The sequence below is a fragment of the Micromonospora sp. WMMC415 genome, assembly GCF_009707425.1.
Taxonomy (GTDB): Bacteria; Actinomycetota; Actinomycetes; order Mycobacteriales; family Micromonosporaceae; genus Micromonospora.
Genome location: NZ_CP046104.1, coordinates 735,744 through 757,588, shown reverse-complemented (window position 1 = coordinate 757,588; position 21,845 = coordinate 735,744). Strand labels below are relative to the sequence as shown.

The following is a 21,845-nucleotide window of genomic DNA, read 5'->3' as shown; positions in this document are numbered from 1 at the left end:
TGAGGTAGCCGCATGACGGACAAGCCACGAGCCGCCGACCCGGACAGCACCGGGTCGGCGCCGGGTGGCTCCGCGTCCGCCGGCAAGGCCGGCGAGGAGCCGCGGGTCGTCATCCGTGACAAGCGCAAGATCACCGAGACCGCGGGCGCGGACGCGGCTGCCGCCGACGCCGGGACGGACGTCCCGGCGGAGGGGCTGGTCGAGGAGGCCGAGGTCGTGGTCGACGAGATCCAGGTCGAGGCCGCCGAGGCGGAGGCCGGTCCGCCGGTGGTGGACGCGCCGGCCGAGCCGGTCGACGCCGCCGCCGCGACGTCGCTCGGCGCCGAACTGGAGGCGCTGCGCGCCGACCTCGACGAGCGGACCCGGGACCTCCAGCGGGTGTCGGCGGAGTACGCCAACTACCGCAAGCGGGTGGACCGGGACCGGGGCCTCGTCACCGAGCAGGCGACCGGGGCGGTGCTGGCCGCGCTGCTGCCGATCCTCGACGACCTGGACCGGGCTCGCGAGCACGGCGACCTGGTCGGGCCGTTCGGCGCGGTTGCCGACCAGCTCACCACCGCGCTCGGCAAGTTCGGCCTGACCCCGTTCGGGGAGAAGGGCGACCCGTTCGACCCGACTCTCCACGAGGCGGTGGCGCACCAGACCTCGGCCGACGTCACCGAGCCGACCTGCGTGCAGGTGATGCGACGGGGCTACCAGATCGGCGAGCGGCTGCTGCGGCCGGCGCTGGTCGCCGTGGCCGACCCCGAGTAAGTGGCGCGACACGATGACCGGACCGTCCCGCCCGCCCGCTCCGGGCGGGCGGGACGGTCTCGAAGCGGGAAGGGGGTGGACCGGTGAGTTCCAAGGACTGGGTCGAGAAGGACTACTACGCCGTCCTGGGCGTGCAGAAGGCCGCCTCCGCTGACGACATCAAGAAGGCGTACCGGAAGCTGGCGCGCGAGTCGCACCCGGATCACAACCCCGGCGACCCCAGGGCCGAGGAGCGGTTCAAGGCCGTCTCCGAGGCGTACGCGGTGCTCGGCGACGAGGCCAAGCGCCGCGAGTACGACGAGATGCGCTCGCTGTTCGGCTCGGGCGCGTTCCGCCGCAGCGCCCGCGGCGGGGGGCAGCCGGGCGGCATGCCGTTCGACGTCTCCGACCTCTTCGGCGGCGCGGCGGGCGGTGACCGGCGCTTCGGCGGCGCCGGCTTCCAGGACCTGTTCAGTTCGATCTTCTCGGGCGGTGGCGGTGGCGGTGCCGGGCCCCGGGGGCCGGCCCGCGGGCGGGACGTCGAGGCCGAGGTCGCGCTCGACTTCGACGACGCCGTACGCGGGGTGACCCTCCCGCTGACGCTGCGCGCCCCCGGCGTGTGCGACACCTGCCACGGCAGCGGGGCGAAGCCCGGCACCCAGCCGCGTACCTGTGCGGTCTGCCACGGCGCCGGCGTGACCACCCGCAACCAGGGGTCGTTCAGCTTCTCCGAGCCGTGCCGCAACTGCCAGGGCGTGGGCACGGTCGTCGAGGAGAAGTGCCCGGAGTGCCAGGGCACGGGCGGGGTCACCAAGACCCGGACGCTCAACGTCCGGTTCCCGGCCGGCGTGGCCGACGGCCAGCGGATCCGGCTGGCCGGACGGGGCGAGCCCGGCGAGCGCGGCGGCCCGGCCGGCGACCTGTACGTCCACGTCAAGGTGCGCCCGGACGATCTGTTCGGGCGGTCCGGTGACGACCTGACCCTGACCGTGCCGATCACCTTCGCCGAGGCCGTGCTCGGCACCGATCTGCGGGTACCCACGCTCGACGGCGCGGTGACCCTGCGGGTGCCGCCGGGTACGCCGAGCGGGCGCGTCCTGCGGGCGCGGGGCAAGGGGGTGGTCCGCAAGGACGGCCGGGCCGGGGACCTGCTGGTCACCCTGGACGTGGCGGTCCCGGCGACGCTGTCGGACGAGGCGCGGGTGGCGTTGGAGACGTTCGCCGCGCAGACTCCGCCGGCGGCCCGGGAACATCTCGACGCGCGGGTGCGTCGTGTCAGTTGACGTGGTGTTTCAGTGGGCCTGATGCAGTACGTGCGGAGGTGAGCGGGGATGTCGGACGAGTTCGTCGGCGCGGGTGACCCTGCCTACGAGGCCAAGGTACTGATGATTTCGGTGGCGGCGCGGATGGCGGGCATGCACCCGCAGACGCTCCGCCAGTACGACCGGCTGGGGCTGGTGCAGGCCGGCCGGGCGGCCGGGGGCGGTCGCCGGTACAGCGTCCGGGACGTGGTGCTGCTGCGCGAGGTGCAGCGGCTCAGCCAGGACGACGGCATCAACCTGGCCGGCGTCAAGCGGATCATCGGGCTGGAGCGGCTGCTGGAGCAGGCGCAGCAGCGGGTGGCCCGGCTGGAGGCGGAACTGGACGCCGCGTACCGCCGGATCGCCGAGCTGGAGGCCATCGCCCGGTTCCCCGGCAGCGACCTGGTACCCACCAACCGCACCTCCACCGCGCTGGTGGTCTGGCGTCCCCGCCGGAACCCCGAGCGCTGATGGATCGCACCGAACGGCGGTGTCCCCTGCCCGGGGCGCCGCCGTTCGCCGTATCCCGGTTTTTCCGCGCCACGTGTGGGCGGGTCCGCTAGCCTCAGAATCAGGTTCAACCAACTCAATCCGGACTCCGATGGCAGGGGGAGCCATGGCGGAATCGGCGAAGAAGGTTGCCCAGCAGACGGAAGACCGGCTTGAGCAGGTGGCCGAGAACGTCCGGAGGAAGTTCGACAAGCTCACCGAGGGGAAGCTCGGCGACAAGATCAAAGAAGGGCGGTTCGCCGACGCGGTCGATCACGGCATCGACCAGGGGCGTCGCGAGAGCCGCAATCCGAAGGCGCGCTGACGGCCGACGTCAGCCGACGTGCGGGCCGGGACCCACGGGGGGTCCCGGCCCGCACGCCGCACCTGTTGATCGTGAGTCAACGGGTGAATCGACCCGCCAATTTCCTGATCGACCAGGTAGGCCGTCAATCGCCGGTGCTGTTCCTGGTGTACTCGACCTTGGCCGGTCCCTCGCTCTCCAGCTGGTCCCCGTGCACCCAGCCGCACGCCTCATAGAACGAGTTGGCCGCGGTGTTGTCCGCGAAGCTCTCAAGCCGGATGGTCGAGTGCTGGGCGAGGAGCGTTTCCTCCGCGTGCCGAAGCAGGAGACGGCCCAATCCTCGACGGTGGTGATCGGGGTCGATCATCATCAGGTCGATCGTGGGGCCGTCAAGGATGGCGAAGCCGACGATCCGGCCTTCCTGGCTGAGGCAGAGCACACCACCCCGCTGCAGATGGCTCGCTACGTGGGCGTCAGCAGCGCCACTACCGATAAACCAGTCCACTCCCTCGTCGCCGAGAAACCCGCGGTAACGGGTGTCGATCGTGCGACGCGCGAGCGCCTGAAGCTCATTGAGGTCTTCCCCGGTCCCAGGTCGGATGGTGGGGTGCTGTTCGGTCGGCACGGTGATTGCAACTCCAGGGGTGGGGTGGGCGCGCAAACGTTGCCCGATGCGTCCGGAACGGCGGCGCTCAGCCGAGGCGGCGGTTCTCGCGGACCAGGCCGCCCTCGCACCAGTCGCGGTAGACGAACAGGTCCGGCCGGGCCAGCAGCACCCGGCTGTTGTGCGCCCACGTGCGCATCAACTCGTCGCCGTCCCGCTCGGCCTGCTCCACCAGCTTGCGGAAGCGGCGCTTCGGGTGGGCACGGAAGTTCGTCCGGATCCCGTCCGCGGCGTAGATGTAGAGGCAGTGCATCGCGAAGCGGCGGGCCGGGCAGGCCGGATCCATGGCCAGGTCGAAGAGGGTCAGCACCAGCCGGTCACCGGAGACCAGCAGGTCCCAGTCCGGCGGCATCGAGGTCAGCGGCACCGAGTCCGGGTGGTACGCCCACGCCCGCAACTCCGCCGGTGACGGGTCGACCGGATTGGCGAAGCCGTGGAACGTCGATTCCTGCACGCTCACCGGCCAACCTTCCCGCTCTCCCACGCGGGCCGACGTACACCCGCGAACCCCATGGCTGCTGGGGCGAAACGGTAACGCGGAGGGGCGACCAGCGGTAGACCCTGCCGGAAGCAATTCGGCAACCGTTGGCCGGCCGGCTCCGCGCGTACGGGTCGAAACCGGCCGGGACGATGGAAAGCCGTCAGTCGGCGACGGGTGCCGGCTGGGCCCGCTGCGCCGCCGCCCGGCGCCGCAGCCAGCCCTTGAACCAGGCGAGATCGGGAACCCGTGCCAGCATCGGCCCGGTCACGACCGTGATCAACACGTACGCCGTGGCGAGCGCGGCCAACCGCGGCTCGACGCTTCCGGCCGCCACCGCCAGACCGGCGATGACGATGGAGAACTCCCCACGGGGCACCAGGGCGAGACCGGCGCGCCAGCGGCCGGGCTCGGCGATGCCGGCCCGCCGGGCGGCGAGGTAGCCCGTCAGCGTCTTCGTCCCCATCGTGATCACGGCCAGCGCTAGTGCCGGCAGCAGCACCGGCGGGATGTCCCGCGGGTCGGTGACCAGCCCGAAGAAGAGGAAGAACACCGCGGCGAACAGGTCGCGCAGCGGGGTCAGCAGCTCGCTGGCGTGGTGCGCCACCGGCCCGGAGATCGCGATGCCGACCAGGAACGCGCCGACCGCGGCCGACACCTGGAGCTTCGCGGCGACGCCGGCGACCAGCAGGGTCAGGCCGAGAACGCCGAGCAGCAGCGCCTCCGGATCCTTGGCCGACATGATGTTCGAGATGATCCGGCCGTACCGGATCGCCACCACCAGCACGACCAGCACCGTGGTGACCGCGATGGCGAGCGCGATCCCCCCGCCGATCAGGCCGGTCCCGGCCAGGACGGCGGTGAGCAGCGGCAGGTAGAAGGCCATCGCCAGGTCCTCGATGACCAGCACCGAGAGCACCACCGGCGTCTCCCGGTTACCGAGCCGGCCCAGGTCGGCGATCACCTTCGCGATGACGCCGGACGACGAGACCCAGGTGATGCCGGCGAGCACGATCGCGGCCACCCAGTCCCAACCGAGCAGCAGCGCGAAGGCGGCTCCCGGCAGCGCGTTGAGCACGCCGTCGATGAGCCCCGCGGGTGCGGCCGCCCGGAGGTTGCCGACCAACTCGCCGGCCGAGTACTCCAGGCCGAGCATGACCAGCAGCAGGATCACGCCGATCTCGGCGCCGATCGCGAAGAACTCCTCGCTGGCCTTGAACTCGAACACGCCGCCGTGCCCGAAGACCAGGCCGGCGAGCAGGTAGAGCGGGATGGGGGAGAGGCCGATCCGTCGGCTGAGCCGGCCGAGCAGGCCGAGCAGGAACAGCAGCGCGCCGACCTCGACGAGCAGCGACGTGGTTTCGTGCATCCGCCTCAGCCGTCCGGGTCACCGTCGGCGAAGATGGCGGTCACGCCGTCGAGGCCCTGCCGGGTCCCGACGACGACCACCACGTCACCGGCCGCGAAGCGGAACGAGGGGTCCGGAGAGACGATCACCTCGCCGTGGCGCAGCACCGCCACGATCGAGGCGCCCGTGCGGGTACGCGCCTTGGTGTCGCCGAGCTTGCGACCGACGTACGACGAGCCGGCCGGGATCGCGATCTGCTCGGTGAGCAGGCCGGCGGCCTGCTCCCGCAGGCCCGACAGCTGGCCGAGCATCAGCGACGCGCCGAGGATGTCGGCGAGCGCCTCCGCCTCGTCGTCGGTCAGCGGAATGTCCGCCTGGCAGGAGTCGGGATCGTCCGGGTCGTACAGGACGAGGTCACGACGGCCGTTGCGGTGAGTGACGACGCCGAGCCGGCGTCCGGACTCCGTCACCAGCTCGTGACGTACGCCGATCCCCGGTAGGGCAGTCTGTTCGACACGTACTCGCACGGGTGCAAGGCTACCTCTGACGGAGGTCGTGATGATCGAGCGGCGTCTCCCCTGGCTGGTCGCACTGGTGCCGATGCTGGCGGCCTGTTCGATCGGGGACATCCGCCGCGACCCGCCGTCCCGGACGCCCCCCATTGGGCCGTCCGCCGCCATCTCGCAAACCCCCGGGCCTCCGCCCACCGCGGTCGCCGTCGCGGAGACGCGTCGCGTGCAGGTTGCGGTGCCCGAGGGGTACGACCGCCCGTACGTCGAGTTCGTCGACGCCTCCCACGGCTACGCCCTCTTCGCCTCCTGCGGCGAGCGGCCACCTGGCCGGGACTGTCCCGCGCTGCTCTACGCCACGACGGACGGCGGCCGCTCGTGGCGGAAGCTCCGGCACCCGCGACCCGTCGCCGACAACCAGCAGGTGTACGTCGCCACCGGCGTGCTGGCACTGCTCAGCGAACCGTACGGCTGGTGGGCCTCCACGGACGGCGGCCGGACCTTCCGGCACACCAGGGGCGAGGCGGGGCCCGTCGAGTGGCGGGCCGCCCAGGGGCGCTTCCAGATCGTCGAGGCCGAGGGCGGCGTGGGCCGTTGGGACGGCGCCGGCCTGGACCGGCTTCCGGTGCAGCCCGGGGTACGGGGACTGAACACGGTCGGTGAGAGCAGAGGATTGCTCGCCGCGGCCGGGGCGGCCGGCGGCCTGCCGTACGCGGCGGTCTCCACCGACGGGGGGCGGAGCTGGCGGGCGACCCCGGTGCCGGCACCGGCGACCGGCGACGTGAACATCACCCGGGTCGAGGTCGCGCCGGACGGGGAGCTGTGGCTGATCGGCGAGCGGCCGGACCGCAGGGGATTCCCGGCGCTGTGGCGCTGGGCCGGCTCCTGGCAGCCGGTACGCGCCGAGGGGCATCCGGAGCGGGTGGCCCCGCCGGCGCTGCTGGGTGGTGGGCGAGCGGCGGTGGTCAGCTCACGCGGGGCGGGTGTGGTGGCCGGCGGCCGCTACACCGACGTGCCCTGGCCGGTGAGCCCCGAGCACTACCTCCGGATCCTCGACGACGGCACCCTCACGGCAGCCGCCCCCAAGGAACTCCTCCTGGCCCGACCCCCCTTCACCACCTGGACGAGGGTGGTGCTGGAGGCGGCGTAGGTTTCGAGATCTTGGAAGATCTCGGGTCACGCCTCGCCGTCGCGACGTGTCGGGGCGGGACGGGGAGTGACGTAGGTGCCCTTGCCCTGGTGGCCTTCGATCAGGCCCTCCGCGTGAAGGATCAGCAGAGCTGATCGCACGGGCTCGGCGGAGACTCCGTAGTGAACGGTCATCTCACGCAGCGACGGCAGCTTGTCGCCCGGGGCGTATTCACCTGAGCTGATCTTGTCGCGGATGTCCTGTGCAATCCGCTGGCGGTCGGAAACTCGGGGCATGACGGCACTCCTGGTAGGCCCCAAGATCTTCCCATGATCGCGACCGATCCTCCAACACTTCGCGTGCTTAGCATGGTCACTTGTTGTGTTCGAATGCTTTGCATTGTATGTTGGCTTCGACGGGCGGTCCGTGGCGGAAGTCCTGGTAGGCAACCAACTTCTCGACGGCGCTCATCAGGCCGAGGCGGGCATCCCCCGTGGCTCGTCTCGGCCGCGTTCAACCCTGCGGACGTACTGCCTATGGAGGCTGCGGTGGCAGGGTGGGGCGGCCCGGCCGACGGGACCTGGCCGGGCCGCCCCTTCCACCTGACGGCGAGAGGTTGCGATGAGCGGGCGGTACGTCATCCACCTGCCGGTCACGGCGCCGGACCTGGCCCGAGTCAAGATCCTGGCTCGGGCGGTCGCCCGCTCGCTGGCCTTCCTCGGCTGCGTCGAGGCGGGTGGGATCACGGTGTCGACGGAGGACAATCAGGGCGTACGCCATTGGGTCTTCTGCGACCGCAAGCTCGACGGCGGCCGGCGCTGCGCCCTCCGGGCCGACCACGAGACACCCTGCACGGCGCGCCCACCCTGGCCACGGTGACTCAGGTCACACCCGTAGGGTTGAGCGGAATAGGCTCAACTCTGGGAGTGTCCGTACCAGTGGACAACGCCGATCCGGGGGAGCCCATGAACACCGAACGTCTCACCACCAAGAGCCGCGAGACCATCACCGGTGCCGTCGCACTCGCCAACCAGCGCGGCCACGCCACCGTGGAGCCCTGGCACCTGCTGCTGTCCCTGCTGGACACCGAGGGGTCGACCGCGGCCGGCCTGCTGCGCGCTGTCGGGGCCGACCCCGGCGAGCTGCGCCGGGCCACCCAGCGCGCGATCGACGCGCTGCCCGCCGCCCGCGGCTCCAGCATCGCCGAGCCGACCCTGGCGCGCGAGTTCGTCAACGCCATCGGCGCCGCCGAGCAGATCGCCCGGCCGCTCGGCGACGAGTACACCTCCACCGAGCACCTGCTCGCCGGCCTGGCCCGGGTGGGTGGCGCGGTGTCGGCCGCGCTCACGTCCGCCGGTGCCACCGAGGAGACCCTGGTCGCCGCGTTCCCGACCGTGCGTGGCGGCGACCGGCGGGTCACCACGGCCGACCCGGAGCAGACCTACCAGGCCCTCGCGAAGTACGGCGTCGACCTGACCGCCAGTGCCCGCGACGGCAAGATCGACCCGGTGATCGGCCGGGACGCCGAGATCCGCCGGGTGATCCAGGTGCTGTCGCGGCGTACGAAGAACAACCCGGTCCTGATCGGTGAGCCGGGCGTCGGCAAGACCGCCATCGTGGAGGGTCTCGCCCAGCGGATCGTGGCCGGTGACGTGCCGGAGTCGCTGCGGGACAAGAAGCTCGTCTCGCTCGACCTGGGCGCGATGGTGGCTGGCGCGTCGTACCGGGGGCAGTTCGAGGAGCGGCTGAAGTCCGTCCTGGAGGAGATCAAGAACTCCGACGGCCAGGTCATCACCTTCCTCGACGAGCTGCACACGGTGGTCGGCGCCGGTAAGGGCGAGGGCTCGATGGACGCCGGCAACATGCTCAAGCCGATGCTCGCCCGCGGCGAGTTGCGGATGGTCGGCGCGACGACGCTGGACGAGTACCGTGAGCACATCGAGAAGGACCCGGCCCTGGAGCGCCGCTTCCAGCCGGTGCTGGTCGGCGAGCCGACGATCGAGGACACCATCGGCATCCTGCGCGGGCTCAAGGAACGCTACGAGGTGCACCACGGCGTACGCATCACCGACGCCGCGCTGGTCGCCGCCGCCGCCCTGTCGGACCGCTACATCACCGACCGCTTCCTGCCGGACAAGGCCATCGACCTGGTCGACGAGTCGGCGTCCCGCCTGCGCATGGAGATCGACTCCCGGCCGGTCGAGGTGGACGAGATCGAGCGGGCGGTGCGCCGGCTGGAGATCGAGGAAATGGCGCTGGCCAAGGAGCCGGACGCCGCGTCCGCCGAGCGGCTGGAGCGGCTGCGCAAGGAGCTGGCCGACAAGCGCGAGCAGCTCACCGCCCTCTCGGAGCGCTGGCAGCTGGAGAAGAGCCACATCACCAAGTTGTCGACCGCCAAGGAGGAGTTGGAGCGGCTCAGCGGGGAGGCCGAGCGTGCCGAGCGCGACGGCGAGCTGGAGCGTGCCGCCGAGCTGCGGTACGGCCGTATCCCCGCGCTCAAGGCCGACCTGAAGCGGGCCGAGGAGGAGCTGGCCCGGCTCCAGGCCGGTGGCGCGATGCTGAAGGAGGAGGTCGGCGCGGACGACATCGCCGCCGTGGTCGCCTCCTGGACCGGCATCCCGGCCGGTCGCCTGCTGGAGGGCGAGACCGCGAAGCTGCTGCGGATGGAGGAGTCGCTGCGCGCCCGCGTGGTCGGCCAGTCCGAGGCGGTCGGCGCGGTCTCCGACGCGGTGCGCCGCGCCCGGGCCGGCGTCGCCGACCCGGACCGCCCGACCGGCAGCTTCCTCTTCCTCGGCCCCACCGGCGTCGGCAAGACCGAGCTGGCGAAGGCGCTCGCCGAGTTCCTCTTCGACGACGAGCGGGCCATGGTCCGCATCGACATGAGCGAGTACGGCGAGAAGCACTCCGTCGCCCGCCTGGTCGGTGCCCCGCCCGGCTACGTCGGGTACGAGGAGGGCGGCCAGCTCACCGAGGCGGTGCGCCGCCGGCCGTACTCGGTGATCCTGCTCGACGAGGTGGAGAAGGCCCACCAAGACGTCTTCGACATCCTGCTTCAGGTGCTCGACGACGGCCGGCTCACCGACGGCCAGGGCCGTACGGTGGACTTCCGCAACGCCATCCTGATCCTCACCTCCAACCTCGGGTCGTCGGTGATCAGCGACCTGACGCTGGCCGAGGAGCAGCGACGTGAGGGCGTCCTGGCGGTGGTCCGGTCGCACTTCAAGCCGGAGTTCCTCAACCGCCTCGACGACATCGTGGTGTTCGCCGCGCTCCAGGGTGAGGACCTGCGGGCCATCGTGGACATCCAACTGGACCGGATGCGCCGCCGGCTGGCCGACCGCCGTCTGGGCCTGGAGATCACCGAGCCGGCCCGCACCTGGCTCGCCGAGCACGGGTACGACCCGATCTACGGTGCCCGCCCGCTGCGCCGCCTGGTGCAGTCCGCCATCGGCGACCAGTTGGCGAAGGCCCTCCTGAGCGGCGGAATCCGCGACGGCGACACGGTAAAGGTCGACCTGTCCGACTCCAAGGACGCCCTGGCGGTAACGGCCGCCCCCTGACCCGCATCCCTGGTCGATCATGAAGTTGGCGGGCGATTCGATCTCCTTGGAGCCCGCCAACTTCATGATCGACAGGGTGAGGGTGGGGCGGTGGGGTAGGAACCGGGCGTGTTCGGGATTGGGAGGAAGAAGGGGCGGGAACTGGCCGCCGCGCTCGCCGAGCTGCATCGCGCCGAGACGGTCGCGTTCGGACCGGTGGGGATCGCCGGGACGCTGCTGCCGGTGACCGAGGCGTACCGCCGGGTCGAGGCCGCGCTGGCCGACGACCCCGACGCGGTACGCGCACAGCTCGACCGGCTGCTCGGCACCGGCTCGCCCGCCGGGCGGGTGTACGCCGCCGCTCTGCTGGAGCGGCTCGACCCGGCGGCCGGACGGTCGGCCTGGGAGCGGCTCCGCGACGACCCCGCGGAGGTCCCCACGTTCACCGGCTGTGTCATGGACCGCACGACCCTGCGGGAGTACGCCGGGGACCGCCTCGGCCAGTCGTGATCAACCGGCCGGTGACGAGCGGCCGAACGGCTCTGCCGGCGCTGGCGTCGCAGCCCTACCTTGCCTGACATGACCGCTCCCACCGGCGTCCCGGCACGCCCGCCCCGGCCGCGTACCGTCGATGTCGCCTTCTGGTTGCAGCTCACCGCCGTGCTGGTCCTGCTCGGCCTCCTGGGCCTGGTGATCGCTCAGGCGATCCAGTGGGACGGGCGCATCGACGACGCGGTCCGCGCGGTTCCGAGCGCCGACCCCGACGAGGTACGCGCCGAGCGGTGGGGCAACGTCACCGGTGCGGTCTTCATCGGGCTGCCGGTCCTGCTGCTCGCGGTCTGGTACGCCGCGACGGCCCGGCCGGTCCGCCGGGGCGGCAACACCGCCCGGATCCTGGTCTTCGTGGCCGCCGGGGGCCAACTTCTGGTCTGCCTCGGGCAGGGCTGCTTCGGGGCGCTCTTCTTCCCGATGATGTTCGTCGCCGGCTTCGACGGGGAGGGGCCTCCGTACCCCGACGAGGAGGGCATGCCGGAGGACTTCTGGGGGGACAGCGCCTTCCTCGACGCCCTGTACGGGACGACCGACCCGTTCGAGGCGGTGTTCTTCCCGCTGGGCATGGCCGGGGCGCTGGCGGTGTTCCTGCTGACCGGCGCGGTGGTGCTGCTGCTGGCGCTGCCGCCCGCGCACCGCTGGTTCGTCCCCGCGGTGCCCGTGCGACCAGCGCCACCGCTGCCTTCGCCTGTCATCCCGCCATACAGCTACGCCCCGCCGGGCTACGCCGCGCATGGCTACGTCGCGCCGGGCTACGTCGCGCCGGGCTACGTCGCGCCGGGCTACGTCGCGCCGGGACATGTCCCGCCGGGCTACGTCCCCGCCCCGCCCGGATACCTGGTCTGCCCCGACCCGTCGGCGCACGCGCAACCACCCGCTCCGGGCGCACCCGTCGATCCCGGGCAACCCGGCCCGGACTCGCCCGGCTCCTCTGCCGACGATGGCTGACCCGATCACCGTCGAGCGTCCACAAGGGAGACGGAAGGAGACGGCCGGTAGCCGGTCGATCACGCTATCGGGAGAAGTTTCCCCAGGTGCGCGGGGTTGTTACCGTCTGCGCCGACGTACCTGGGGAGGTTGTCGGTGAACGGGTCGGTGGCGTACCTGCTGGCGGGAGCGGGCTGCGTGGTCGGGGTGGCCGGGGTGGTGATCGCCGTACTGGCCCAGCGTCGTTCCCGCCCGCGCCCGTCCGGCGCCAAGGGTCCCGGCGACCCTCTCCGGGACCGGGACGCGGACGCGCTCCGTGGCGACCCGCGCCGGCTCAAGCCCGGCGACATCGTCGAGGTACGCGGCGTGACGTACCCGGTCCGGGGTTCGATCCGCCTGGTCGAAGGCGGGTGGAGCTGGGCGGAGCACCTCCTCGACGACGCGGGCGGCGTACGCCGCTGGCTCTCCGTCGAGGAGGACCCGGAACTGGAACTGGTGCTGTGGGAGGCCGAGCCGGGAGCAACGGTCACGCCGGGCGCCCCGACCATCGACTTCGCCGGCCGCCGGTACAGCTGGGACGAGTCCGGGCAGGCCCGCTACACCGCGGTCGGCACGACCGGACTCGACCCGAGCGGCACCATGCGCTACCACGACTACCAGGCGCCGGGCGGCGCGCGGCTGTCGTTCGAGGCGTACGGCGAGACCGGGTGGGAGGTGGCCCGGGGCGAGAAGCTGCACCGGGCCGAGGTGATGATCTACCCGCAGGCCGAGGTGGGCTGAGTGCTCGTCACCCTCCACGCCCCGTACGTCGACACCAGCGCCGCCGACCTCAGCCTCGCCCTCGACGACGCCGAGCGCCCCGCGCTGCACGTGCTCGACCTCGACCTGCCCGGCGGCGTCCACGTACGGCTGCGCCTGCTCGGCGCCTCGCACCAGGTGGTGCTGCGGGCGCCCGGCACCACGTTGACCGAGACGGTGGCCTGCCTGCCCGGCCGCCGGCCCGACCTGCCCGGCGCCCTGCACGACGAGCGGGCCGGCTACCGGTTCACCGCCACCGTGCTGCGTCCGGAAAGCAACGGCCTGCGGGACCGGGTGGCCGCGCTCCGCGCGGACCTGGCCGACGACCCGTACGCGCTGGTCGGGGTCTTCCCCGGCGACGTCGACGCGGTCACCGCGCTGTCGGTGCGCCCCGACCCGCCGGACGGCGCCCTCGGCTGGCGCACCTGGCACGCGTACCCCCAGACCAACGAACTCGTCCTGACCGAAACGGTGGTGGCCCTGCGATGACGTACCGACGCTGGTTCGTGGTGGGAGTGGTGTTCGCCGTCATCGGCGCGCTCGTCGCCGCCTTCGCCATCTTCTACGGCAACTTCTCCCCGCGCGGCTTCGTGCAGGACCGGTACGACCGGGCCTCCGCCCGGGACATCGGCGGCGCGGCGGTCGCCTACATGTCGTCGCGCCGGCCGAGCCAGGTCGCCGAGGAGATCACGGACGCCTGGAAGCCGGCCGACCGGTACGTCGACGGCAGCGGCGTCTACCTGCGCTACGACGACGACTCGGTGGTGATCCTGCCGGTCGCCGCCGGTTCGCTGATCCTCCTGGAGAAGCTCGACACCGCGTACCCGCGCTACCACTCCACGGTCGGCAACCACTGGGGTTGGGGCCGGGGGAACACCGTCCGGGGCGGCGGTCCCGGCAGCGGCAAGTAGATCCAACACCTCCGAAGTCCGAACGATCCCTGGAGCACCCCTGTGCAGACCCTCGTCACCGACCTGCTGGTCACCCTCGCGTACGGGGTGGTCGGCGTCGTCCTCATGGGCATCGGCTACGTCCTGGTCGACGTAACCACCCCGGGAAAGCTGAACGAGCTGATCTGGAACGAGCGCAACCGCAACGCCGCGCTGCTGCTCGCCTCGAACCTGGCCGGTGTCGGCGTCATCGTGGTCGCCGCGATCGTCGCCAGCGAGGACGACTTCGTCCTCGGGCTGGTCGGCGCGGCGTCGTACGGGATCCTCGGCCTGGTCATCATGGCCGCCGCGTTCCTGGTGCTGGACGTCGCCACCCCCGGCAAGCTCGGCGAGATCCTGGTCGACCCGGAGCCGCACCCGGCGGTCTGGGTGTCCGCGGTCGTCCACCTCGCCACCGGCGCGATCATCGCCGCCGCGATCAGCTGATGGCCGGCGGCAGGGCGCCCGGGAAGGCGGCGCCGAAGAAGAAGGGCGGCCAGGCCGCGCTGGTGTGGGGCATCGTGACCCTGGTGCTGGTCGGCGCCTGTGTGATCGGGGTGGCCACCGGCGGTGACGACGACAGCACCGTGGTGCCGCCGCCCACCGCCACCGAGCGGAACGACACCGTGCCGATCCTGCGCCAGGCCTTCGAGAGCCAGGGCATCTGCTACGGCTGGAAGCTCCAGGACGGTTACCGCGACGACGACGTGGTCAGTGCCGGGTCCAACCTGGGCGACGGCGTCCCGGTGGAGAACCACCCACAGTGCCCACGCTGGGTGCAGGTCAGGGGCATCGTCACCTACACCTCGGACAGCAGCGAGGCCGAGGACTACGCGTCCGTGGCGGTGCAGGGCTCGCCCGACTTCGAGGCCAGCGACCTGATCCTGGTGCAGACCGGGCTCTCCCGCTTCGACCTGACCGACGACGCCTTCGTCGACGACCCGGGGTGGGCGGTCACCCGCGCCGCCGTCACCCTGCCGCTGCTCGTCGCCGAGCGCGGCGCGGCCAGCCCGGAGCCGGTGGACACCGCCGCCGCGCCCGCCGACCCGACTCCGCTCAAGGACGCCGGCAGTGACCTGTGGCGGGACCGGTGTGGCTGGTTCATCGGCGCCGCCGCGCTGCTGCTGATCACCGCCCTGCTGGTCACCGTCGGTCTGGTGCTGCGCCGCAGGCAGCGCCGGGAGGCCGCCGCACCGGCGGTTCCGGGCCCGCGCCCCAGGGGCGGGACCGCCGCGCGTACGCCGGAGAAAGCGTGACGGTCGACGCGCCGGCACGGTGGCGCCTCGCCCGCGCCGCCGTGCTGGCCGCGGTGTTCGTCTGCGCCGCCTGCGGCCTGGTCTACGAGCTGGCCCTGGTCGCGCTCGGCAGTTACCTGATCGGCGACACGGTCGGCCAGGCGTCGATCGTGCTCGGTGTGATGGTGTTCGCCATGGGCGTCGGCGCGCTCGCCGCCAAGCCGTTGCAGTCGCGCGCCGCCGCCGCGTTCGCCGCGATCGAGCTGGCCCTGGCCCTGCTCGGCGGCCTGTCCGTGCTCGGCCTCTACGCGGCGTTCGCCTGGCTGGACCTGTACGGGCCGGCCCTGGTCGGCACCGCCTTCGTGCTGGGGCTGCTGATCGGCGCGGAGATCCCGCTGCTGATGGTGCTGCTGCAACGCATCCGGGCGCAGGCCGCCGGAAGCGCGGTGGCCGACCTGTTCGCGGCCGACTACGTCGGCGCGCTGCTCGGCGGCCTGGCGTTCCCGTTCCTGCTGCTGCCGCTGTTCGGCCAGCTCAAGGGCGCGCTCGTGGTGGGTGCCGTGAACGCGGTCGCCGGCCTGGCACTGGTCTTCACCGTCTTCCGGCGGGAGCTGAGCGGCCGGGCACGCGTCGCGCTCACCGCCGGCTCCGTGGTGGTGGCCCTCTGCCTCGGGTACGCGTGGCTGACCGCCCGCGACTTCGAGGTGACCGCCCGGCAGCAGCTCTACCGCGATCCGGTGGTGCACGCCGAGCGCAGCCGCTACCAGGAGATCGTGCTGACCCGGTCGGTCGCCGAACCCGGCCGCGGCGCCACCGACCTGCGGCTGTTCCTCAACGGTGACCTCCAGTTCAGCTCGGTCGACGAGTACCGCTACCACGAGGCGCTGGTGCACCCGGTGCTCGCCGGGCCGCGCGGCGAGGTGCTGGTGCTCGGCGCCGGGGACGGGCTCGCGGTCCGGGAACTGCTGCGCTACCCGGACGTCCGGCGGATCACCGTGGTCGACCTGGACCCGGCGGTGGTGGCGCTGGCCCGCAGCGAGCCGCAACTGCGCCGGCTCAACGGGGGCGCCCTCGACGACCCCCGCGTACGCGTGGTGCACGCCGACGCGTTCGGCTGGCTGCGGACCACCGCCGAACGGTTCGACGCGGTGGTCGCCGACCTTCCCGACCCGGACGAGACGGCCACCGCCAAGCTCTACACCGTCGAGTTCTACGCGCTGGCCCGCAACGCCCTCGCCGCCGGCGGGCGGCTCGTCGTGCAGGCCGGTTCGCCGTACTTCGCGCCCCGGTCGTACTGGTCGATCGACGCGTCGCTGCGGGCGGCCGGGTTCGCCGTCACGCCGTACCACGTGGACGTTCCCTCCTTCGGCGACTGGGGTTTCCTGCTCGCCGCGCCCGGCGCGACCGCCCCTGTCCTGGCCCTGCCGGCCGGCGTGCCGCCGCTACGCTTTCTCGACCCGGCCACGTTGGCCGCCGCCGCGGCCTTTCCGCCGGACCGGCGCCGCGTCGACGTTTCGGCCTCCACGCTGTTGCAACCCCGGGTGCTGGAGTACGCGCGCGCCGAGTGGCGCGGCTACTGACCCGTCGCGCCGCCCTGCCCTGTTGGTCCGCACTCGGTACGGTGTGTGCGCGATCTAGGGAAGGAGAATCGTGGTCGATCCTCACCAGCAGCCCGCCCGGGTACGCCCGAGCGTCGTGACCATTTCCAGCTACCTGCTCATGTTCTACGCCGCCCTCTCCGTGCTGAGCCTGATCATCGGTCTGAGCACGCTGGGCACGTTCCAGGACGTCTACCGGGACGCCTTCGCCGGCACCGAGGCGGAGGGCAGCGAGGGCGTCATCGCCTTCGCACTCGTCGGGGGCAGCATCGTCAGCCTGCTCTTCGCGGTCGGGCTCGTCGTCCTCGCCCTGCTGAACAACCGGGGGAAGAACGTCGCCCGGATCATCACCTGGGTGGTCGGCGGCATCGCCCTCTGCTGCTCCGGTCTGGCGCTGGCCGGCACCGCCGCCGGCAACGCGATGGGCGGCCAGACCAGCGGCGACGTGCCGAGCCAGGAGGAGATCAACCGTCGTCTCGACGAGGCCCTGCCGTCCTGGTACGAGCCGGTGACCCTGCTGCTCACCGTTCTCAGCATCATCGCCCTGCTGGCGGCCCTGATCCTGCTCGCCCTGCCGAAGGCCAACGAGTTCTTCCGCAAGCAGGAGCCGGCGTGGGAGCCACCGGTTCCCGGCGCCGCCTACCCGGCGTACCCGTCGACCCCCGGCCAGCCCGGGTACCCGCCGACCCCGGGTTACCCGTCGGCCCCGGGCGAGCCGGGCCACCCGCAGGCCGGCCCCACGCCGGGCGCCCCCGGCCAGCCGGGCGGCCCGGAGCAGGGCGGCGAGGCGCACCCCGGGTCCGACCGCCCCGGTCCGACCCCGCCGCCGGTGAGTTGAACGTCGGATAGCGGCGACGACGACGATCCCTCCGGATAGGTTGCAACCCGACGCCTATCCGGAGGGACCAGTCGTGTCGTACCCCGATCGGGCCCGTCGCCCCGCGGTGGTGACGGCGGCCGTCGTGCTGCTGGTGGCGATGGCGGCCGTCGCCGTCGCGTACGCCGTCACGAGCGTGTTCGTTCTGGCCGGCACGGTCGACGCCTTCCGGTCGGCGGCGCGGGACACCTCGGCCAGCGCCGACGAGATCGACACGATGGTGTTCGGGGTCGGCGCCTGGACCGTGCTCGGCGCACTGGTGAGCCTGGTCGCCGGGCTGCTGCTCGCCGTCCTCGCCGTCGGCGTGGGCGCCGGCCGGTCCGGCGCCCGGGTCGGGACGTGGGTCGTCGCCGGGTTGGGGATGCTCGCCGGCTGCTGCGGGCTGGCGGGGCTGGCCGTCCAGCGGGCCACTCCGTTGGAGCTCGACGAGAACGAGCGGGGTGTGGCCGAGTTGCTGGCCCGGCTCGACGACGCGTACCCGGGCTGGTGGATCCCGCTCGGCGCAGGGCTTTCGATCGGGCAGGTGCTCGGCTACCTTGTGGTGGCCGTGCTGCTGGCGCTCCCCGCGGCGTCCGCCTGGTTCCGCCGGCCGGCACCGGCGCCGTACGCCCCGGCGTACCCGCCCCCGTACCCCCCGAGGTGAGGACCGCCCGTGACGCTCGACCAGCCGACCACCGAGCGACGGGCCCTCGTCACCGGCGCGACCGCCGGCATCGGCGCCGCCTTCGCGCGGCGGCTCGCCGCCGACGGCTGGCACCTGGTGCTCGTCGCCCGGGACACGGCCCGGCTGGCGGAGTTCGCCGCCGAGCTGACCGGCCGGCACGGCCACGAGGTCGAGACGATCTCGGCGGACCTGTCCACCGACGACGGTTGCGCGGCCGTGGAGCGGCGGTTCGCCGAGGGTTCGCCGATCGAGCTGCTGGTGAACAACGCGGGCATCAGCCTCAACACGCCGTTCCTGCGTTCGTCGGCCGAGGCGGAGGCCCGCCTGCTCCGGCTCAACGTGCACGCCGTGATGCGGCTGACCCTGGCCGCCCTGCGTCCGATGACCGAGCGGCGGCACGGGGCAGTGATAAATGTCTCTTCCGTTGCCGGATTCGGGGCGGTCATGCCCGGATCGACGTATTCGGCCAGCAAGGCGTGGGTCACCAACTTCAGCGAGTCGGTCGGGCTCTCCGCCCGCCCGTTCGGCGTACGCGTGATGGCGCTCTGCCCCGGCTACACCCGCACCGAGTTCCACGGTCGGGCCGGCATCGACATGTCGAAGACCCCGGAGTGGATGTGGCTGCGGGCCGAGGACGTCGTCGACGAAGGCCTGCGTGACCTGGGCAAAGGCAAGCTGGTCAGCGTGCCGGCGTGGAAGTACAAAGTGGCCGTTGCCGGCCTGCGGCACGCGCCCCGGCGGCTGCTCGAGGCCGTCTCCCGCGACACCCGCGGCCGGATCGGGCGCGACGCACGCTGACCGACCCGGGGCACGACGGGCCCCGCCGTGCCGGCGAGCAGTGGCTCAGCGTAGCGGGACATCGCCGTCCGTCTCATCGCCCGCAGGGTCGACACGGGTGGACCCGACACGCGGCTCACAGCGTCGAGCAGTACCCTCTATCGCCATGGGGGACCACGACGACCTGCGTAAATTCATTACCGACCTGGCTGTGGTCCATGGACGGGTGGTGCTGTCCTCGGGACGCGAAGCGGACTGGTACGTCGATCTGCGACGCGTCACGCTGCATCACGAGGCGGCCCCGTTGGTGGGCCGGGTGATGCGGGAGCTGACCGCCGACTGGGCGTACGACGCGGTGGGTGGGTTGACGCTCGGGGCCGACCCCATCGCGATGTCGATGCTGCACGCCGCCGCCGGCACCGACCGCCCCCTGGACGCCTTCGTCGTCCGCAAGACGGGCAAGGCGCACGGCCTCCAGCGTCGGATCGAGGGGCCCGATGTGACCGGGCGACGGGTGCTGGCGGTCGAGGACACCTCCACCACCGGTCAGAGCGTGTTGACCGCCGTCGAGGCGCTTCGCGAGGCCGGGGCCGACGTGGCGGGCGTGGCGGTTATTGTTGATCGAGGCGCCGGCGACGCGGTGCGAGCCGCCGGACTGCCGTACCGAGCGGCCTATACGTTGGCTGACCTCGGCCTTGTGGCGTAAAAGTCTGCCGATTCGGATCTGCTGATATGCAGGCGGATCGATGCTGCTGGTGGAAGGATGGAATACGTGGGAACTGCGTTGGCTGAAATGACCATGCCTCAGATCTCGCCGCTTGCCGGCGAGCCGATCGAACGTGCCGATGCCGAGCGGCTGGCCGGGGTCCTCAAGGCCCTCGCCGACCCTGCCCGGTTGCGGCTGCTCAGCCTGATCCAGTCGGCTCCGGAGGGGGAGGCGTGCGTGTGCGACCTGACCGCGCCCCTCGGCCTCTCGCAGCCGACGGTCAGCCACCACCTGCGTATCCTCACCGAGGCCGGCTTGCTGGAGCGGGAGAAGCGCGGGGTCTGGGCGTACTACCGGCTGGTGCCGAGCGCGATCGCGACCATCGCCGATCTGCTGACCCCGCCGCGCAAGCGCGCCACCAAGAAGGCGCGCTGACCCGTACCGCTCGTCCGGTGCCCTCCCCGACCAGGGATGGCGCCGGACGGCCGGCCGGGGCCGCCCGACGGCCGAAGCCGTCACCCTCAGTACCGCCCCGGTAGGCGCCCGCCCCGGGCCGTTGCCGGCCCGGCTCAGTGCTTGCCGTAGTGCTCCCGGGTCTCCCGGATCGCCTCCTCGGCGGCGGCCCGCTCCGCGGCGGTCGTGCCGCGCTTCGCCGCCATGCGCGCCCGCAGCAGCTCGACCACGATCGGCACCACCGAGATCGCGACGATCGCGATCAGGATCACCTCGATGTTCGCCTTGACGAACGGGATCTGGCCGAGGAAGTAGCCGAGGACCGTCACGCCGGTGCCCCAGAGGATGCCGCCGATCACGTTGTAGACGACGAACGTGCGGTAGTTCATCCGGCTGACGCCCGCGACGATCGGCGTGAACGTCCGCACGATCGGCACGAAGCGGGCCAGCACGATCGAGCGGGCGCCGTACTTCTCGAAGAAGTCGTGTGCCTTCAACAGGTTCTCCTGCTTGAACAGCTTCGAGTTCGGCCGGCGGAACAGCGCCGGGCCCACCTTGCGGCCGAACGCGTACCCCACCTGGTCGCCCGCGATGGCCGACAGGGTGATGAGCAGGCAGACCAGCCAGAGCGGCCAGGTGATGTACTGCCCGTCGGCCGTGAGCAGGCCCGCCGTGAACAGCAGCGAGTCACCGGGCAGGAAGAACCCGATCAGCAGGCCCGACTCGGCGAAGACGATCACCAGGATGCCGAGGAGGCCGAACGTCGAGATCAGCACCTCGGGATCGAGCCAGTCCGGGCCCAGGGCCAGGGTGGTGGTGGGCGTCGACACGAGGGTGACCTCCGCGGTCGGTCGGCTGGCGAACGGTCGTCACCGGCGGCGACGGACGTCCGTAGTCTAGGCGGCTGCCCGATCCGGCCGGTGGGCGACGTCACAGTGGCCCGGTGACCAGCTGACGCCGCGCCCGCCGGCGCCGGGCCGCATCCGCGTCAGCGCGGGGCCACCACCAGCGTCTGCAGCGCCTCGCCGACGGTGCCGTCGAGATCGGCGAGGCGGCTGGCCGCGACGCCGGAGCCGTGCGGACCGATCGTGGTCGCCGAGTCGAGCAGCAGCCACTCGCCGCGCGGCGGCCGGTGCAGCGTCACCGTGAGGTCCACGTTCACGAAGAGCCAGCGGGCCAGGTCCAGCCGGGCGCTCACCCCGCTGCCCGAGTCGGCCACCAGCAACGCGAGTTCGGCCGGGCGTACCGGCTCGCCGGGCACCAGCGGGATGCGGGGCCGCGCCCACACCCGGGCCGGGCCGGGCTCCGCGAACCCGCCGGAGACGACCCGCCACTGCATGCTCGACAGGTAGCCGTCGGTGTGGGCGGTCGCCCACAGCTCCGGATCGGCGCCGGAATCCGGGCCGGGCACCGCCGGGGCGTCGTCCGGAGTGGCCGGTGTCCGCTCGGCCGGCGCGATGATGCGCCAGCCACGGGCGTGCAGCACCTCCTGCCCACCGGCCTCGGCGACCCCCTCGACGAGGGTGATCCGGCGGCCGGCGCGCAGCGTCCGTACGCGCAGCGCCAGCTCCGCCACCGGCACCGGGCGCAGGATGTCCACCGTGACGCGGCTGAGCAGTTGCCCGTCGACCGGCTCGTGGGCGGAGAGGGCCCGGGCGAGCAGCGCCGACGGTGGGCCGGCGTGCTGGGCGGCCGGATCCCACGGGCCGGCCGTCGCCGCGGTGGCGCGGAACCGGCCCGCGCCGGCCGGCTCGTAGAACGCCTCGTACGTCATGGTCGGCGACCCTACCGGCCGCCGTGCCCGCTTGATCGACCCGGATGACCGGGCGGCCGGCC

The 21,845-nt window shown here is 72.5% G+C and carries 27 protein-coding genes; 20 read left to right on the top strand and 7 right to left on the bottom strand.

The window, feature by feature from the left end:
• Positions 1-12: 12 nt before the first annotated feature.
• The 4 genes from grpE (at position 13) to GKC29_RS03710 (ending at position 2,847) form a co-directional block, all read left to right on the top strand.
• The gene (gene grpE / locus GKC29_RS03725) at positions 13-753 is read left to right on the top strand and encodes a nucleotide exchange factor GrpE (protein ID WP_155329490.1); all 741 of its coding nucleotides are present in this window, start codon (positions 13-15) and stop codon (positions 751-753) included.
• 83 nt (positions 754-836) lie between these two features.
• Complete coding sequence (dnaJ, locus tag GKC29_RS03720) at positions 837-2,015, top strand: molecular chaperone DnaJ (RefSeq protein WP_155329489.1); 1,179 nt, start codon at positions 837-839, stop codon at positions 2,013-2,015.
• Positions 2,016-2,063: 48 nt separating this feature from the next.
• On the top strand, positions 2,064-2,504 hold the full coding sequence (locus GKC29_RS03715; protein WP_155329488.1) for a heat shock protein transcriptional repressor HspR: 441 nt from the start codon (positions 2,064-2,066) through the stop codon (positions 2,502-2,504).
• Between the two features lie 145 nt (positions 2,505-2,649).
• Positions 2,650-2,847: a hypothetical protein gene (locus GKC29_RS03710; protein ID WP_155329487.1), complete on the top strand. Its 198-nt coding sequence runs from the start codon at positions 2,650-2,652 to the stop codon at positions 2,845-2,847.
• Positions 2,848-2,971: 124 nt separating this feature from the next.
• Here the strand turns inward: GKC29_RS03710 and GKC29_RS03705 are convergent, their stop codons facing one another.
• The 4 genes from GKC29_RS03705 to GKC29_RS03690 all read right to left on the bottom strand — a co-directional run bounded on the left by GKC29_RS03705 (position 2,972) and on the right by GKC29_RS03690 (position 5,843).
• Positions 2,972-3,451, bottom strand: coding sequence for a GNAT family N-acetyltransferase (locus tag GKC29_RS03705; RefSeq protein WP_230688907.1), 480 nt, complete (start codon positions 3,449-3,451; stop codon positions 2,972-2,974).
• Positions 3,452-3,518: 67 nt separating this feature from the next.
• Positions 3,519-3,950, bottom strand: coding sequence for a hypothetical protein (locus GKC29_RS03700; RefSeq protein WP_155329486.1), 432 nt, complete (start codon positions 3,948-3,950; stop codon positions 3,519-3,521).
• 181 nt (positions 3,951-4,131) lie between these two features.
• A complete protein-coding gene (locus GKC29_RS03695) occupies positions 4,132-5,337 on the bottom strand; it encodes a cation:proton antiporter (RefSeq protein WP_155329485.1) in 1,206 nt (401 codons plus the stop codon).
• A gap of 5 nt (positions 5,338-5,342) precedes the next feature.
• A complete protein-coding gene (locus GKC29_RS03690; RefSeq protein WP_155329484.1) occupies positions 5,343-5,843 on the bottom strand; it encodes a cation:proton antiporter regulatory subunit in 501 nt (166 codons plus the stop codon).
• Positions 5,844-5,874: 31 nt separating this feature from the next.
• On the opposite strand from GKC29_RS03690, the gene GKC29_RS03685 reads away from it, so the two are divergent.
• The gene (locus tag GKC29_RS03685; RefSeq protein ID WP_155329483.1) at positions 5,875-6,975 is read left to right on the top strand and encodes a hypothetical protein; all 1,101 of its coding nucleotides are present in this window, start codon (positions 5,875-5,877) and stop codon (positions 6,973-6,975) included.
• Between the two features lie 26 nt (positions 6,976-7,001).
• Here GKC29_RS03685 and GKC29_RS03680 read toward each other — a convergent pair whose 3' ends face one another.
• Positions 7,002-7,250, bottom strand: coding sequence for a winged helix-turn-helix domain-containing protein (locus GKC29_RS03680; RefSeq protein ID WP_155329482.1), 249 nt, complete (start codon positions 7,248-7,250; stop codon positions 7,002-7,004).
• Between the two features lie 325 nt (positions 7,251-7,575).
• Between GKC29_RS03680 and GKC29_RS03675 the strand changes: the two genes are divergently transcribed.
• The 15 genes from GKC29_RS03675 to GKC29_RS03605 all read left to right on the top strand — a co-directional run bounded on the left by GKC29_RS03675 (position 7,576) and on the right by GKC29_RS03605 (position 19,991).
• Positions 7,576-7,833 carry a hypothetical protein gene (locus tag GKC29_RS03675; protein WP_155329481.1) on the top strand — a complete coding sequence of 86 codons (258 nt, stop codon included), beginning with the start codon at positions 7,576-7,578 and terminating at the stop codon, positions 7,831-7,833.
• 86 nt (positions 7,834-7,919) lie between these two features.
• The gene (gene clpB / locus GKC29_RS03670) at positions 7,920-10,514 is read left to right on the top strand and encodes an ATP-dependent chaperone ClpB (protein ID WP_155329480.1); all 2,595 of its coding nucleotides are present in this window, start codon (positions 7,920-7,922) and stop codon (positions 10,512-10,514) included.
• A gap of 108 nt (positions 10,515-10,622) precedes the next feature.
• Positions 10,623-11,003, top strand: a complete 381-nt coding sequence (locus GKC29_RS03665; RefSeq protein ID WP_155329479.1) for a hypothetical protein — start codon at positions 10,623-10,625, stop codon at positions 11,001-11,003.
• A gap of 69 nt (positions 11,004-11,072) precedes the next feature.
• The gene (locus GKC29_RS03660) at positions 11,073-11,993 is read left to right on the top strand and encodes a hypothetical protein (protein ID WP_155329478.1); all 921 of its coding nucleotides are present in this window, start codon (positions 11,073-11,075) and stop codon (positions 11,991-11,993) included.
• 135 nt (positions 11,994-12,128) lie between these two features.
• A complete protein-coding gene (locus tag GKC29_RS03655) occupies positions 12,129-12,752 on the top strand; it encodes a DUF4178 domain-containing protein (protein ID WP_155329477.1) in 624 nt (207 codons plus the stop codon).
• Positions 12,753-13,259, top strand: coding sequence for a DUF2617 family protein (locus GKC29_RS03650; RefSeq protein ID WP_155329476.1), 507 nt, complete (start codon positions 12,753-12,755; stop codon positions 13,257-13,259).
• Positions 13,256-13,681, top strand: coding sequence for a DUF4247 domain-containing protein (locus GKC29_RS03645; protein ID WP_155329475.1), 426 nt, complete (start codon positions 13,256-13,258; stop codon positions 13,679-13,681). The genes GKC29_RS03650 and GKC29_RS03645 overlap by 4 nt, the downstream gene beginning before the upstream one ends.
• 42 nt (positions 13,682-13,723) lie before the next feature.
• Positions 13,724-14,146, top strand: a complete 423-nt coding sequence (locus tag GKC29_RS03640; protein WP_155329474.1) for a DUF350 domain-containing protein — start codon at positions 13,724-13,726, stop codon at positions 14,144-14,146.
• A gap of 62 nt (positions 14,147-14,208) precedes the next feature.
• Entirely contained in the window at positions 14,209-14,955 is a 747-nt protein-coding gene (locus GKC29_RS03635) for a hypothetical protein (protein WP_230689144.1), read from the top strand.
• A complete protein-coding gene (locus GKC29_RS03630; protein WP_155329473.1) occupies positions 14,952-16,514 on the top strand; it encodes a polyamine aminopropyltransferase in 1,563 nt (520 codons plus the stop codon). Before GKC29_RS03635 ends, GKC29_RS03630 begins: the two co-directional genes overlap by 4 nt.
• A 70-nt stretch (positions 16,515-16,584) precedes the next feature.
• The gene (locus tag GKC29_RS03625; protein WP_230688906.1) at positions 16,585-17,370 is read left to right on the top strand and encodes a hypothetical protein; all 786 of its coding nucleotides are present in this window, start codon (positions 16,585-16,587) and stop codon (positions 17,368-17,370) included.
• A 73-nt stretch (positions 17,371-17,443) separates the two neighbouring features.
• Entirely contained in the window at positions 17,444-18,052 is a 609-nt protein-coding gene (locus tag GKC29_RS03620; protein WP_155329471.1) for a hypothetical protein, read from the top strand.
• A gap of 9 nt (positions 18,053-18,061) precedes the next feature.
• The gene (locus tag GKC29_RS03615; protein WP_155329470.1) at positions 18,062-18,871 is read left to right on the top strand and encodes an SDR family oxidoreductase; all 810 of its coding nucleotides are present in this window, start codon (positions 18,062-18,064) and stop codon (positions 18,869-18,871) included.
• A 145-nt stretch (positions 18,872-19,016) separates the two neighbouring features.
• The gene (pyrE, locus tag GKC29_RS03610) at positions 19,017-19,556 is read left to right on the top strand and encodes an orotate phosphoribosyltransferase (RefSeq protein WP_155329469.1); all 540 of its coding nucleotides are present in this window, start codon (positions 19,017-19,019) and stop codon (positions 19,554-19,556) included.
• Positions 19,557-19,613: 57 nt separating this feature from the next.
• Entirely contained in the window at positions 19,614-19,991 is a 378-nt protein-coding gene (locus GKC29_RS03605; RefSeq protein WP_007454255.1) for a helix-turn-helix transcriptional regulator, read from the top strand.
• 134 nt (positions 19,992-20,125) lie between these two features.
• On the opposite strand, the gene GKC29_RS03600 is transcribed toward GKC29_RS03605, so the two are convergent.
• Both GKC29_RS03600 and GKC29_RS03595 read right to left on the bottom strand, forming a co-directional pair.
• Positions 20,126-20,839 (bottom strand): DedA family protein, encoded by a 714-nt coding sequence (locus tag GKC29_RS03600; RefSeq protein ID WP_155329468.1) that lies wholly within the window; start codon positions 20,837-20,839, stop codon positions 20,126-20,128.
• Positions 20,840-20,997: 158 nt separating this feature from the next.
• Positions 20,998-21,783 (bottom strand): thioesterase family protein, encoded by a 786-nt coding sequence (locus GKC29_RS03595; RefSeq protein WP_155329467.1) that lies wholly within the window; start codon positions 21,781-21,783, stop codon positions 20,998-21,000.
• Positions 21,784-21,845: the final 62 nt, after the last annotated feature.

Bases quoted from the DNA above. Each gene is read 5' to 3' on its own strand.
- GKC29_RS03710 (WP_155329487.1), top strand. From the start codon at position 2,650: ATGGCGGAATCGGCGAAGAAGGTTGCCCAGCAGACGGAAGACCGGCTT.
- GKC29_RS03645 (WP_155329475.1), top strand. From the start codon at position 13,256: ATGACGTACCGACGCTGGTTCGTGGTGGGAGTGGTGTTCGCCGTCATC.
- GKC29_RS03715 (WP_155329488.1), top strand. From the start codon at position 2,064: ATGTCGGACGAGTTCGTCGGCGCGGGTGACCCTGCCTACGAGGCCAAG.
- GKC29_RS03680 (WP_155329482.1), bottom strand. From the start codon at position 7,250: ATGCCCCGAGTTTCCGACCGCCAGCGGATTGCACAGGACATCCGCGAC.
- pyrE (WP_155329469.1), top strand. From the start codon at position 19,017: ATGGGGGACCACGACGACCTGCGTAAATTCATTACCGACCTGGCTGTG.
- GKC29_RS03685 (WP_155329483.1), top strand. From the start codon at position 5,875: ATGATCGAGCGGCGTCTCCCCTGGCTGGTCGCACTGGTGCCGATGCTG.
- GKC29_RS03595 (WP_155329467.1), bottom strand. From the start codon at position 21,783: ATGACGTACGAGGCGTTCTACGAGCCGGCCGGCGCGGGCCGGTTCCGC.
- grpE (WP_155329490.1), top strand. From the start codon at position 13: ATGACGGACAAGCCACGAGCCGCCGACCCGGACAGCACCGGGTCGGCG.
- clpB (WP_155329480.1), top strand. From the start codon at position 7,920: ATGAACACCGAACGTCTCACCACCAAGAGCCGCGAGACCATCACCGGT.
- GKC29_RS03605 (WP_007454255.1), top strand. From the start codon at position 19,614: ATGGAATACGTGGGAACTGCGTTGGCTGAAATGACCATGCCTCAGATC.
- GKC29_RS03660 (WP_155329478.1), top strand. From the start codon at position 11,073: ATGACCGCTCCCACCGGCGTCCCGGCACGCCCGCCCCGGCCGCGTACC.
- GKC29_RS03695 (WP_155329485.1), bottom strand. From the start codon at position 5,337: ATGCACGAAACCACGTCGCTGCTCGTCGAGGTCGGCGCGCTGCTGTTC.
- GKC29_RS03675 (WP_155329481.1), top strand. From the start codon at position 7,576: ATGAGCGGGCGGTACGTCATCCACCTGCCGGTCACGGCGCCGGACCTG.